The organism is Agrobacterium vitis, from assembly GCF_013337045.2.
Lineage (GTDB): Bacteria > Pseudomonadota > Alphaproteobacteria > Rhizobiales > Rhizobiaceae > Allorhizobium > Allorhizobium vitis_B.
In genome coordinates, this window is record NZ_CP118259.1 from 2,894,144 (window position 1) to 2,908,205 (window position 14,062).

The 14,062-nt window shown below is 60.9% G+C and carries 6 protein-coding genes; all 6 read left to right on the forward strand.

Annotated elements, in window-relative coordinates; genetic code table 11:
• Positions 1-35: 35 nt before the first annotated feature.
• The 6 genes from G6L01_RS13850 to G6L01_RS13875 all read left to right on the forward strand — a co-directional run bounded on the left by G6L01_RS13850 (position 36) and on the right by G6L01_RS13875 (position 13,987).
• Entirely contained in the window at positions 36-731 is a 696-nt protein-coding gene (locus G6L01_RS13850) for a FadR/GntR family transcriptional regulator (RefSeq protein WP_070166936.1), read from the forward strand.
• Positions 728-2,008 (forward strand): CynX/NimT family MFS transporter, encoded by a 1,281-nt coding sequence (locus tag G6L01_RS13855; RefSeq protein ID WP_070166937.1) that lies wholly within the window; start codon positions 728-730, stop codon positions 2,006-2,008. The genes G6L01_RS13850 and G6L01_RS13855 overlap by 4 nt, the downstream gene beginning before the upstream one ends.
• A 222-nt stretch (positions 2,009-2,230) precedes the next feature.
• A complete protein-coding gene (locus G6L01_RS13860) occupies positions 2,231-7,780 on the forward strand; it encodes an MG2 domain-containing protein (protein ID WP_071207283.1) in 5,550 nt (1,849 codons plus the stop codon).
• Positions 7,780-9,864, forward strand: a complete 2,085-nt coding sequence (gene pbpC, locus G6L01_RS13865; RefSeq protein ID WP_070167023.1) for a penicillin-binding protein 1C — start codon at positions 7,780-7,782, stop codon at positions 9,862-9,864. The genes G6L01_RS13860 and pbpC overlap by 1 nt, the downstream gene beginning before the upstream one ends.
• 311 nt (positions 9,865-10,175) lie before the next feature.
• Entirely contained in the window at positions 10,176-12,707 is a 2,532-nt protein-coding gene (locus G6L01_RS13870; RefSeq protein WP_070166939.1) for a methyl-accepting chemotaxis protein, read from the forward strand.
• A gap of 260 nt (positions 12,708-12,967) precedes the next feature.
• A complete protein-coding gene (locus tag G6L01_RS13875) occupies positions 12,968-13,987 on the forward strand; it encodes an NAD-dependent epimerase/dehydratase family protein (protein ID WP_070166940.1) in 1,020 nt (339 codons plus the stop codon).
• Positions 13,988-14,062: the final 75 nt, after the last annotated feature.

Here is a 14,062-nt window from a genome sequence, read left to right on the forward strand (position 1 = left end):
TGATAAAGTCATCCGATGACTTTATCAATTGTCAAATGAGACCGTTGCTGAAAACCAATCTGGCCGATGGGGCCGCCGAACGTATTCGAACCGCCCTTGGCCGTGGGACGTGGCGGATCGGCGAAAAATTGCCGAATGAGCAAAGCCTGTCTGAGACGCTGCATGTCAGCCGCGGCACGATCCGCGAAGCCGTGCGGGTGCTGGTGGCGCAGGGCCTGCTGGAAACCCGCCAGGGCTCCGGCACCTATGTCGTGAAGGATCGCATCACCCCGGAACCACTGGATCTCGCCCATCGCACCAGCCTGCGCGACCGGCTGGAGGCCCGGCTGGCACTGGATGTCGAGGGCGCCCGGCTGGCCGCCATTAGGGCGAGACCCGCCACCATCAGGCAATTACACGCCCTGCTGGACCAGCGCGGCCATTCCGGTGCCGATCCTGACCGTAACGCTTTTATCGCTCGCGATCTGGCCTTTCACCGGGCGGTGATCGCCGCATCGGAAAATGCCGCCATGCTGGAGCTTTACGAGTTTTTCACCCGCTCGATTACCCAGACCATCGAGGCAACCACCGGCGGCCTTTTGCCGGAACCGGACCTTGACACCCACCGCGCCATTGTCGATGCCATTGCCAGCGGCGATCCCGGCCAAGCAGACAGTGCGGTGCGCGCCTTCATGCAGCCGATGCTTGTTTTTCTTGATGATATTGCCGCCGATGAAAGCCTTCGCCGATGACGAATGCCCATTCCAAGCTTGATCTTGGCGACGAATTGCTGATTGATGCGCAGGCCGAAGACGCCCCTCTCCCGCCTCAAGCCTCGGGCCGGTCGCCTCTGTCGCGCATCGTGCTGGGCGTCAGTCTGGTGTTGATTGCCTTCAACCTGCGCCCGCTGTTTTCCAGCGCCTCGACACTGCTGCCGGAAATACGCGACCAACTGGGCCTCTCCGTACTGGGTGCCAGCCTGCTGACCACCCTGCCGGTGGTTTGTCTTGGGGTCTTCTCGCCCCTGGCACCCAAACTTGGTGACCGCTACGGCGCGGAAAAAACCCTGTTGGCCGTCATGGCCTTTCTGGCCATCGGCACCGCCCTGCGCGGCTTTTCCAGCCTTCCCGCCCTGTTTTTCGGCACAGCGCTTGCCGGTGCCTGCATCGCGGTTGGAAATGTGCTGCTGCCGGGTCTGGTGAAACGCGATTTTCCTGATCGGGCCGCGTTGATGACCGGGTTTTACACCATGGCGCTCTGTGGTGGCGCGGCGGCTGCCGCCGGGCTGACCCTGCCGATCGAGGCAGCCAGTGGCGGCTCGCTGGCCATCGGCCTTGCCGCCTGGGCGCTTCCGGCTGCCGTGGTGTTCCTGCTGTTTCTGCCACAGGCCTTTTCCAGCCATGCAGCAAGGCCTGGGTTCAAGGCTGAGGTGAAGGGCCTGTGGCGTGACCGGCTGGCCTGGAACGTGACGCTTTACACCGGATTGCAATCGGCACTGGCCTATTGTGTCTTCGGTTGGCTGGTGCCGATCCTGCGCGAACGCGGGCTGGATGGGGTGACGGCAGGGGCGGTCGTCTCGGTCTCGGTCATGGTGCAGGCGGCGGCCTGCATTGTTGCGCCGCAGCTTGCCGTTCGGGGCAAGAACCAAAGCCTTGTCAACGCCACTGTAGCCATTCTCGCTGTCATCGCGCTGATCGGCCTGTTGTTTGCACCGCTTTCCACCCTGTGGATCTGGGCCGTGCTGCAAGGCATCGGCCAAGGCGGCCTGATCGCACTTGCGATGACCGCCATCGTACTGCGCTCTGGCAGCCCGCAGATTGCCGCCCATCTCTCCGGCATGGCGCAATGCGTTGGCTATTGCCTGGCCGCCATTGGCCCGCTGCTGGTCGGGCTTATCCGTGGCGCCACGGGCAGTTTCGCCTGGGCCGCCCTGCTGTTTGTCGCGCTCGGGCTTGGCGCAGCCTGGAATGGCTGGCGGGCAGGCCGCGATCTGCGGGTCGATGTGGTGATCGACGAAAAACCTCATTGACACCAAATGGTTAAATCGGAAGAGTAAAAGAACCCGCCATGGAAAATGGCGGGTCGCATTCCATGCGCGACACCCTCAAGCCTTGGACAGATGTAGGGCCGTCGCAATGATGTCAAAGCGAGAATGTTTGAGCATTTCCGAGCCTTGGGATAAGGGAATGCATGAGAAGTGGGCGGCTCGTCGCGACGCGCCGGTTGATTGACGTAAAGAGGGGCAATTGTCATGGGTCTGCAACGGATTTTAGCCGGGACGGCGCTCGCCCTCCTGAGCTTCATGCTGCCAGCCTCCCTACAAACAGCGATGGCTGCCGAAGCCAACCGCAGCATCGCCCTGACCCAGGATGGCGATTACAGCGGCTTTGATCTGCGCACAGCGCAAAACGTCACTCTTGACCAATGCCAGGCAAGCTGTATCGACGACAAATCCTGCCGCGCTTTCACCTATAATATCAAGGCCCGCTGGTGCTTTCTGAAATCGGATTTCAACCAGGTCAGCCCTTTCGCAGGCGCCGTTGCCGGTAAGATTGTCACCAGTGCCACCGAGCCGGATATCGGCGCGCCTGCAAAGCTCGGCTTCATCTCCGATGGTCTGCGCACACAAGCCAACGCGTTCAAGGCGCGGCTGGCACAGACGGCGGAACAGCCCGAACTCGGTCTCAATGGGCTGATTGGCCGCGCCCATGCCAGCCTGTCGGCGGGCAAGGGCACGGACGCCCTGGCCGGGTTTCTGGCCGCCGCCCAGCTTTCCCCAGAGGATGCCAGCCTGTGGATCAGCGCCGCCCGTGCCGCCAACACCATCAAGGATGATCGCGCTTCTGCCAATCAGGGGCTTTATGCTGCCATTCTCGGCTATGACCTGACCCGCAGCACCAAGGAGCGAGCCGATGCGCTGGCTGTGCTGGCCAAGGCCCTGGAGAAAAACGAGAATTTCCGCGCGGCACTGAACGCCTACAAGGCCAGCCTCGAGCTTGTCGCCGATAAGTCTGTTCGCGCCGCCTATCTGGCGTTGAAAGCCACCAAGGGTTTTCGCATCACCGGCAATAGCGTCGATGCCGAAGGCGCCAGCCCTCGCGCCTGCGTGCAGTTTTCCGATCCGTTGATCAATCGCGGCACCGATTACACCTCCTTCGTCACCGTCAATGGCAAGCCGCCAAAGGTGCTGGAAGCCAAGGACAGCCAGCTTTGCATCGAAGGGCTGGATTATGGCCAGCGCTATACGATTGGACTGCGGGAAGGCCTGCCCTCCTCCGTCGATGAACCGCTGGCGGCAAAGACCGATATCGACGTCTATATCCGCGACCGCAGCTCGACCGTGCGCTTTACCGGCGACCATTTCGTACTGCCATCTGCGGCAAGGCGCGGCATTCCGCTGGTCTCTGTCAACACCGACAAGGCAAATCTGAAGCTCTATCGGATTGGCGAACGGGCGATTGCGCCGCTGATGAGCAATTCGCAATTTCTCTCGCAGCTCAGCGGTTACGGTGCCGACCGGATCGAAAAGGACAATGGCGAACTGGTCTGGCAAGGCTCGATCGACATTGAAAGCAGCCTGAACCGTGAAGTCACCACCAGTTTTCCGGTGGACGAGGCTCTGCCGGAACGCAAGCCCGGCATCTATGTGCTGACGGCGTCCCCCAATGCTGGCAAGAGTGATGAATGGGAAGACCGCGCCACGCAATGGTTCCTGGTGTCCGATATCGGCCTTTCCACCTTTGCCGGTACTGACGGGTTAAATGTGTTTGCCCGCTCGCTGAATTCCGCCAAGCCAATCGCCGGTGTCGAGCTGAAACTGCTGGCCCGCAACAATGAAATCCTCGGCACTGCCACCACCGATGATCAGGGCCGGGCCACCTTTTCGGCTGGCCTGATGCGCTCCGGTGCGGCGCTAGCACCTGCCGTTCTGACCGGCGAGCAGCCAGGCAAGGATTTCGTGTTCCTCGACATGACCAAGGCTGGTTTCGACCTGTCGGACCGGGGCGTCACCGGGCGCACCGCGCCGGGCGCCATCGATATTTTCGCCTGGACGGAACGCGGAATCTACCGCCCCGGCGACATGGTGCATGTTGCAGCCCTTGCCCGCGACATCGGCGCGGAAGCCATCGACGGCCTGCCGCTGACCTTCATTTTCACTCGGCCCGACGGCGTGGAATATCGCCGCATGGTCAGCACTGGTGCCGGTCTTGGCGGCCATGTTGTGGATCTGGCGCTGGATACCTCGGTGATGCGCGGCACCTGGACGCTGGGCATCCATGTCGATCCGAAAAAACCGGCCATTGCCGAAAAAACCTTTCTGGTCGATGATTTCCTGCCCGACCGGATCGAGTTCGACCTAAAACCGGCAGAAAATGTGCTGAAACCGGGTATGCCGCTCGCGGTTGGTGTCGATGGCCGCTATCTCTACGGCGCACCGGCTGCTGGCCTTTCGCTGGAAGGCGACATGGTCATCAAGCCGACCCGCAGCCGCGATGACTTGCCCGGCTTCGTCTTCGGCCTTGCCGATGAAGAGGCCGGAGACAATAGCAGCCTGACGCTGGATGCCCTCCAGCCATTGGATGACAAGGGCCATGGCAGCGTCGATCTTCAGGTCGATGACCTGCCCGCCACCACGCAACTGTTGCAGGCGCAACTATCCGTGCGCCTGAAGGAAGGCGGCGGCCGGGCGGTGGAGCGGCAATTGACCCTGCCAGTCGAGACCGGCCAACCGGCTATCGGCATCAAGCCAGAGTTCTCCGGTGAGCTTTCCGAAAACAGCACCGGACATTTCCAGCTCATCGCGCTCGACGCCGAGGGAAAGCCGCAGGCGCTTCCTGGTGCAAAGTGGAAATTGCTGAAATTGGAGCGCGATTACCAATGGTATCGCGATGGCAGCGCCTGGCGCTTTGAGCCGATCACCAGCACCAAGCTGGCAGCCAGCGGCACGGTCGATATCGGCGCGGAGAAAACCGATCTGCCGATGCCGGTCGGCTGGGGCCGCTACCGGTTGGAAGTCGATGCGCCCACACCGAATGGCGCTGCCTCCAGCATCGAATTCAATGCCGGCTGGTTCGTTGAGGCGGGATCGACCGAAACCCCGGATGCCCTGGAAATCGGCCTCGACAAGCCGGTCTACAAGATCGGTGAAACGGCAAAGCTGAAAATCTCGTCGCGCTATGCCGGTGAGGTTCTGGTGACCATCGGCTCGGAAACCCTTGTCGCGACGGAAACCGCCAGCATCGCTGCCACCGGCGGCGAAATCGATATTCCCGTCACCGACAATTTTGGCGCGGGTACCTATATCACCGCAACCCTCTATCGTCCGGGCGAAAGCCAGGAGACCCGCATGCCGATGCGCGCCATAGGCGTCACCTGGCTCAGCGTCGATCCGGCCAACCGCAAGCTGGCCATCAAGCTCACCCCGCCACAGCAGATCGAGCCGCGCCGCAAGCTGACCGTGCCGATCAGCGTCACCGGTGGCGGCAATGATGCCTATGTCACGGTGGCGGCGGTGGATGTCGGCATTCTCAACCTCACCCGCTTTGAGACGCCGGACCCGGATGGCTGGTATTTTGGCCAGCGCCGTTTGGGCATTGAAATGCGTGATCTCTACGGTCAGCTGATCGACGGATCGCTTGGCGCCATGGGCAAGCTGCGCACCGGCGGCGATGGCGGCATGATGGCCTTGCAGGCCAGTCCGCCCAAGGAAAAACTGGTGGCGCTGTTTTCCGGCCCCGTTCACCTCGACCATACCGGCAAGGCGCAGGTCGAGTTTGACATTCCGCAATTCAACGGCACCGTGCGCCTGATGGCCGTCGCCTGGAACCGCACCGGTATCGGCCATGCGCAAACCGATGTGATCGTTCGCGATCCCGTGGTCATCACCGCCTCGCTGCCGCGCTTCCTCGCCCCCGGCGATCAGGCCCGCCTCCAGCTCGATCTGGCCGCCACCGATGCGCCGGATGGAGATTACCTGTTGTCGCTGAAGGGCAATCCCTCCGTGGAAATCGACCCTGCCAAAGCGCAGATTCCAGTCACGCTAAAGGCAGGGGCGCGGACCAGCCTGTCGATCGGGTTGAAGGGACTTGTGCCCGGCGATGGCACTGTTTCCGTGGCGCTAACCTCTGTTGGAACGGCTTCTGCTGGTGGCGACAATGGTTCAGCAACGCCTGCCACAGGCGCAAATACCGGGGAGGCAAAGAACACTGGGCTGTCACTCACCCGGTCGCTGGATCTGCCGGTGCGCCCAGCCGCACTGCCGGTGACGACGCGGCGCGAATTGCCGCTGGCAGCGGGCAAGAGCCTGACGGTGGACGGCGATCTTCTGGCCGATAGCGTGTTGCAAGGCGCGTCGCTGAGCATCTCGGTGTCACGCGGCGCCAATTTCGACATTGCCGCCCTGCTGACCAGCCTTGACCGCTACCCCTATGGCTGCGCCGAACAGACCACCAGCCGGGCGCTGCCGCTGCTCTATCTCAACGATCTCGCCAATGTGGCCGGTCTGCCCAATGATGCCGATATCAACCGGCGCATTCAGGACGCTATCTACCGGGTGCTGTCCTATCAGGCAGCACAGGGCAGTTTCGGCCTTTGGGCGCCCGGTTCGGAAGACCTGTGGCTGGACGCCTATGTCACTGACTTCCTGACCCGCGCCCGCGAAAAGGGCTTTGATGTGCCCGATGCCGCCCTGGTGCAGGCTTTGGACAATCTGGCCAACAAACTGTCCTATGACACCGATGTCGAAGCGCAGGGCAATGAAATAGCCTATGCACTCTATGTGCTGGCCCGCAATCGCCGCGCCGCGATCAGCGATCTGCGCTATTATGCCGATACGATGCTGGACCGGTTCCCGACGCCACTGTCCAAAGCGCATCTGGCTGCGGCCCTGTCGCTCTATGGCGACCCGGTTAAGGCCGAGGCAATATTCCGCACCGCAAGCGCCCAGTCACAGCAAGGCTCGATCACGCCGGTCAGTCTCGCCCGGTCGGATTACGGCTCGCAACTGCGCGATGGCGCCGCCATCCTGGCGCTGGCCGCCGAGGCCCGACCCGTACCGCCGATCATCCCGGCCCTCAGCAGGTCGGTGATCGAGGACTGGAAGAGCAAGTCCTATACCAGCACCCAGGAGGAAAGCTGGATGCTGCTGGCCGCCCGGGCGCTGGACAAAAGCGACGATGGCCTTGCCGTGACCGTCAATGGCAGCCTGAAAACCGGCGGCTACCGGGCGAGACTCGAGGGCGAGGACCTGATGCATCAGCCGGTGACGCTGGACAATACCAACGCTGATCCGCTGACGGCAACAGTCACCACCGTGGCCGTGCCGAAATATCCGCTGCCGGCGGCCAGCGAAGGCTTCACCATCGAGCGCAGCTATTACACGCTGTCGGGTGAGAAGGTGAATATCAGCGAGGCGGCGCAGAACCAGCGTTATGTCGTGGTATTAAAGGTTGCCCAGACTGCTATGGGAGAACCGAGCCTGCCAACGCAATTGCTGGTGACAGACCTCCTGCCAGCTGGCCTGGAAATCGACAATCCGGCCCTGGTCGGCAGTGCTGATCTCGCCAATTTCGACTGGCTGGGCGAGACCAAAGCCGCCCATCTGGAATTCCGCGACGACCGCTTTGTCGCTGCCCTCGACAGCGCCAGCCAGGACAGTGGCGACATGGTTCTCGCCTATGTGGTGCGCGCCGTGACACCGGGCGTGTTCGACCAACCCGCCGCCAGCGTCGAGGACATGTATCGCCCGCAGCGCTATGCCCGCTCGGCAACGGGACGCATGGAGGTCAAAGCAGAACAGTGATCCGGCGCGGCAAGACATTCGGTTTGGTGCTGCTGACCGGCCTGCTTGTGGGCGGGGCGGTCTGGCATGGGCTGAACCGGCTGGATGCGGCCTTCCCGCCGCCACTTGATGCGATCAGCCCCAATTCAGCAGAACTTCTGGATGCCGATGGGCAATTGCTGCGGGCCTTTACCACGCAAGAGGGTCGCTGGCGGCTGAAAACCGTAGCCGCCGATGTCGATCCTTTGCTGATACGCATGCTGGTCGCCTATGAGGACCGACGTTTCTATCATCATTCCGGCGTCGATGGGTTGGCGCTTGGCCGGGCGGCCCTTCAGCTCATCCGCCATGGCCGGATCGTGTCAGGTGCCTCAACGCTCTCCATGCAGGTGGCACGGCTGATCGAACCTCGAAAATCACGTTCCTTTCTGGCCAAGACCCAGCAAGCGCTGCGCGCCATCCAGATCGAGCATCGGCTGGACAAGGCCGCCATTCTCGATCTTTACCTGACCCATGCCCCCTATGGCGGCAATCTCGAAGGGGTTCGGGCCGCCTCACTTGCTTATTTTGGCAAGGAGCCGAAACATCTGACGCCTGCGCAAGCAGCACTGCTTGTCGCCCTGCCACAATTGCCGGAACGGCGGCGACCCGACCGCTTTGCCGATAACGCCCTTGCCGCCCGCGACCGAGTGCTGGCGCGCATGGAAAAAGCCGGCATTGTTTCTGCGCAGGACCGGCAATTGGCAAGCGCCGTGCCGATCCCAAAGACAAGGCTGGAATTGCCGATGCTCGCCGCCCATGTCGGTGATGCCGAGCGGCGCAAGCGGCCAGAAAGCCTGACCTATCCGACCACACTCAAAAAAGACGTGCAGGCAACGCTGGAAACCGTGGCGAGACAAGCGGCCCAAAGACTTCCGCCAAAAGTATCGGTGGCAATTCTGGCTGCCGACATCCGCACCGGCGAGATTCTCGCCCGGGTCGGTTCCGCCGCCTACCTCGATGCCAGCCGCTCCGGCTGGATCGACATGACGCGCATCAAGCGGTCGCCGGGCTCGACGCTGAAACCGTTGATCTACGGCCTGGCTTTCGAACAGGGATTGATTGCCCAGGATACGGTGATCGAGGATCGCCCCGCCGATTTCGCGGGCTATAGGCCGAAAAATTTCGACATGCATTATCAGGGCGACGTCACCATCCGCGATGCCCTGCAACTGTCGCTCAACGTGCCTGCGGTCCGCTTGCTGGAAGCGGTCGGCCCCTCGCAATTGCTATCCCGGCTGAAAAGATCAGACATCAGGATCGACCTGCCCAAGGCGGAAACCCCGGGACTTGCCATTGCGCTGGGCGGTGCCGGTACGACGTTGAAGGATCTCGTCACGCTTTATGCCGCCCTTGCCCGGCAAGGCAGCGCCATCCGGCTGCGCGACTGCGCCATGCTCGGTAGCGCCCATGCCGAGCCCGGACGCCTGCTGGAACCGGCTGCGGCCTGGAACGTCACCGATATCCTGTCCGGTGTCGCCCCGCCGCTTGGCGCACTGACCGGACGGATCGCTTATAAGACCGGCACCAGCTACGGCTACCGCGATGGTTGGTCGATCGGTTATGATGGCCGCACGGTCATCGGGGTGTGGATCGGCAGGGCGGATAACAGTGCCATTCCCGGTCTGACCGGCTATGGCACCGCGGCCCCTGTTTTGTTTGAGGCTTTTGCCCGGTCCAAATTGCCGCGAGCCCCCCTGCCCCCGCCGCCGGATGGCGCCTTGCGGATCGCCAAGAGCGATCTGACACCCGGCCTCAGGCGTTTTTCGCGCGATGCCAGCGGCCTGATCGCCCTCAATGCCCGCGAAAAACCGCCGATGATCGTCTATCCACCGGAAGGCGCCCATGTGGAACTTGGCCGGACCGCCGACGGCGCGCAGCTGCCGCTGGTGTTGAAACTTCAAGCAGGCCGCGCGCCGTTCCGCTGGCTGGCCAATGGACAGGCCCTGCCGGATCTTGCCCGTACCCGCACCACCCGCTGGACGCCCGATGGCAATGGGTACTCGACACTCACGGTGATCGATGCGAGCGGCCGCAGTGCCAGCGTCGGCATTTTCCTTCAATAACATTGACTTAAACTTATATACAATAAACTTATATACCCTCTATAAAAAGGGGGAAATGCCAAATTTAAGTCGATCTTAACAAACGCCCCCTAATGTCGTTGATTGACGATGATGTCGCTTGACCGCCAGCGCCTGCACAATGACTGTGAGAGGTCTGACACGCTTCTGGACAGCGATGGCAGAGACTTGCCGCTCAAGACATGCCGTCCTTATCCGGAAATCGCTTTGCATTTGCTGCCTCAATCGCTCAGCCAAACGCGCCTAAGACGCGTATCCGGCCAGGCGACATGGCTTTGGAGAAGCTGGTACCCATGTTCATAGATCGCTTGTTGTCGCGTTTCCGCATTCAGACCAAGGTGTTGATTTTCATCCTTCCCTTCGTCGTCACCATCGGCGCGGTCGGCTTTACCGGTCTCTATGCCTCCGGCCTGCTTCAAGGCCGGATGGAGATTTCAAACAGCGTGTTGCAATCTTTGAGCGGGTTTCGCGATGTGTCTATCGCGATGACGGACTTTCTCGACAAGACCACAGAGCAAAGCCGCAATGCGGTTACCGAGAAACTGAAAGAACAGCAGCGGGTGCTCAAGCGCACGCTGGATCAACTCGATACCAATGCCGATGGCCGAAGCGAGCTTGAAAAAGCTTCGACTGCCGTCGATGGCGTCGTCAGCCACATGGGCACGCTCTGGTCGCTGCATGAAACGGAAGCCAACCTGATCAAGGATATGAACCAGGGCACGGCCAATATTGTCGCCGCCCAGAATGACCTCTCCGAGGCCATGAAGAAAGTGACCTTGTCGATCCAGGCTGACGAGACCGCCGCCAAGCAGATGTTGCGCGACGCCGACAAGATAGCGCTGACCAGCGGTTTTCTGACAGATATCAATCGCAAATTCGGCAGCCTGCCGACACCGGAAGAGAAATTCGACTACGTCGCGGCCAATCTCGCCGAAATGAAGACCCGCCAGCCACCCCTGGCCGCTGCCCTGCCGGAAAAGAACAAATCTGCCGCCCGCACCATCGAGACCATCATCAAGGATCTCGGCGACATGGTAACAGCAGGCGACAAATCGCCGGAAGTGGCGGAAGCCATGGCGACCAAACTGCGGAATTTTACCCAGCTTTCCGCCTATCTCGGCCTTGCCGCGCAGCAGAAGATGAAGGATGCCACAGCCCGCTTCGGCGAAATGGACGTGCCTCTGGAAAAGGCGCAGCTGCTTTTGACCGATGGGCGCAGCCTGATCGATGCCGCCTACAGGTTCCAGATCACCACCGCCAGCTTCATGCTGGCGCCGACCGAGCAGAATCTCACCAGCCTGCGCAAGGAATTTGCCGGGTTAAAAACAGCGCTCGCGGCACTCAAGGGCACATCCGGCTCCTTTGGGCTCTATGCGCCGCTTGAAGCCAAGCTGACACCCGCCATCGCCCTGATGGAAAAGGCCAGCACCGAACTGGTCAAGATCAGCCAGGACCGTCAGACCAATTTCCAGACCGCCAGCACCGATCTCGACCGAATCTGGCAACAGCTGACATCTTTTGCCGAAATGCAAAAGGTCAGCGCCGGAGAGGAACGCCGTGACGCCAATTCGATTTCCATTGGTGCCATGACCCTCGGCCTGCTGATTTCGCTTTTTGCCGGTATCGGCCTCGTTCTCACCTTCAAAGGCCCGATTGGCCAGATCACCGCCGCCATGCGCCGCCTGGCCGAGGGCAAGCTGGACACCGGCATCAGCGGGGAAGCCCGGGTCGATGAAATCGGCGAAATGGCCCGCGCGCTCGGCGTGTTCAAGCAGAATGCACTGTCGAAGATCGAGATCGAGCAGCGCAGCGAGGCTGAGCGTAATGAAGCCGAGGAAGAGCGCCGCCGCAACGATGCGGAAAAACAGGCCATCGACCGGCAGATCGAATTTGCCGTCAATGCACTGGCTGGTGGATTGGGGCGGCTGGCCAGCGGTGATATCTCCGTCACCATCGATACGCCTTTTACCGGCCGCCTCGAACAATTGCGCGTCGATTTCAACACCTCGCTGCAAAACCTTCAGGACACGATGCGCCAGATCCGCGCCAATACCTATATGATCCAGCGCAATGCGGGTGAAATGACCGCTGCCGCCGACGACCTGGCCAAACGCACCGAACAACAGGCCGCATCGCTGGAACAGACCGCCGCCGCCGTCGACGAAATCACCGTGACGGTGAAATCCTCGACCGAACAGGCCCAGGCCGCCAACACCATCGTTGCCGAGACCAAAACCGCAGCCGATACCTCCTCCAAGGTCGTCGCCAGCGCCATCGATGCCATGGGCCGGATCGAGAATGCCTCCGGCCAGATTGTCCAGATCATCGATGTTATCGACGAGATCGCCTTCCAGACCAACCTTCTGGCCTTGAACGCCGGTGTCGAAGCCGCCCGTGCCGGAGAAGCGGGTAAGGGCTTTGCCGTGGTTGCCCAGGAAGTGCGCGAACTGGCGCAACGCTCGGCCAATGCCGCCAAGGATATCAAGGCGCTGATCAACACGTCGAGCACGGAAGTCGCCGCCGGTGCAAAGCTGGTACAGCGCACCGGTGAGGTTCTTTCGGAAATTTCGACGAAAATCGTCAGCGTTTCACAGCGCGTCGAAGCGATTGCGCTGGCCAGCCGCGATCAGTCGACAGCCTTGGGCGAAGTCAATTCCGCCGTCAACGGCATGGACCAGATGACCCAGCGCAATGCCGCCATGGTCGAGGAAACCAATGCCGCCACCCGCCAATTGGCTGACGAAGCCGATACGCTGATGGGTCTGGTCGATCAGTTCAAGCTCGGTGCCGACCCAAGAGACCGGGCGCAGACCAGAGCCGCCTGAACAAAATCAAGGCTTTCAACAGATCGAGCCGGTGGGGAAGTCCGCCGGTTCACGCATTTTAAACCCCTGTTTCGGGCTTTTACGACAGCGCCGTGCGCCCTGTTTGGCGCACAAAGGTTCGCTGTAGCTCTTTATATCTACTGCATAATTCCTCTAATCGATTCCGATTTGAGGAATTATGCAGTAGAACTCGCTTGACTTGAACGGGTAGCTGCACCTTAAACACAGCGGCTTCGTCCATCTGGAAAGTGAGTTCTCCCGTGCGCTACTTCATCACCGGCACCGCTGGCTTTATCGGTTTTCATCTGGCCCGTCGTCTGCTTCAGGATGGCCATACCGTCACCGGCTATGACGGCATGACCGCCTATTATAATCTGAAACTGAAAGAAGCCCGCAACGCTGCTCTTGCTCAGTTTCCAAGCTTTACCGGCGTCATTGGCATGCTGGAGGATCGCGCAGCGCTTGAGCGGGCCGTGGATCAGGCCAAGCCCGACGTCATCATCCACCTCGCCGCCCAGGCAGGCGTGCGCTACAGTCTTGAGAACCCGAAAGCCTATCTGGATTCCAACCTGATCGGCTCCTGGAACATTGTCGAAATCGCCAGGCAATTGCAGATCGGGCATTTGATGTTGGCCTCGACCTCATCGATTTACGGTGCCAATCCGCAGGTTCCTTTCCGTGAGACCGACCGCGCCGACGAACCGATGACCTTCTATGCTGCCAGCAAGAAGGGCATGGAATTGATGGCCCACAGCTATGCCCATCTCTACAAAGTGCCGACCACGGCCTTCCGTTTCTTCACCGTCTATGGCCCCTGGGGTCGCCCGGATATGGCACTTTTCAAGTTTATGAAGGCCATGCTGGCTGATGAAGCCATCGAGATCTATGGCGAAGGCAAGATGAGCCGCGATTTCACCTATATCGACGACCTGATCGACAGTGTCATCGCCCTTTCAACCATTGCCCCTGGCGAAGAAAACCGGGTACGTACCCCGGAAAATCTGGATACGCTCTCCCATAACGCGCCGTTCCGCGTCATCAATATCGGCGGTGGCCAGCCAATCGCACTGATGGATTTCATCGAGACCATCGAGACCATCATGGGCCGCCCGACCAAGCGTAAAATGCTGCCGATGCAACAGGGCGACGTGCCACGCACCTTCGCCAGCCCTGATCTGCTGGTGGCGCTCACCGGCCAGAAACCGACAACCACGCTGGACGTCGGCGTCAAGGCGACCATGGACTGGTATTTGGAACATTATCGCCAGCTTGGGCTGTGATGGGCGGAGCAATCATGCTCCGCTTGAAGAGCCAGTAAATACCTCACATCCATCAGAGATGTGAGGCATAGCACC

Excerpts from the sequence above, each read along its gene's own strand:
- G6L01_RS13850 (WP_070166936.1), top strand. The coding sequence starts at position 36 with ATGAGACCGTTGCTGAAAACCAATCTGGCCGATGGGGCCGCCGAACGT.
- G6L01_RS13855 (WP_070166937.1), top strand. The coding sequence starts at position 728 with ATGACGAATGCCCATTCCAAGCTTGATCTTGGCGACGAATTGCTGATT.
- G6L01_RS13860 (WP_071207283.1), top strand. The coding sequence starts at position 2,231 with ATGGGTCTGCAACGGATTTTAGCCGGGACGGCGCTCGCCCTCCTGAGC.
- G6L01_RS13870 (WP_070166939.1), top strand. The coding sequence starts at position 10,176 with ATGTTCATAGATCGCTTGTTGTCGCGTTTCCGCATTCAGACCAAGGTG.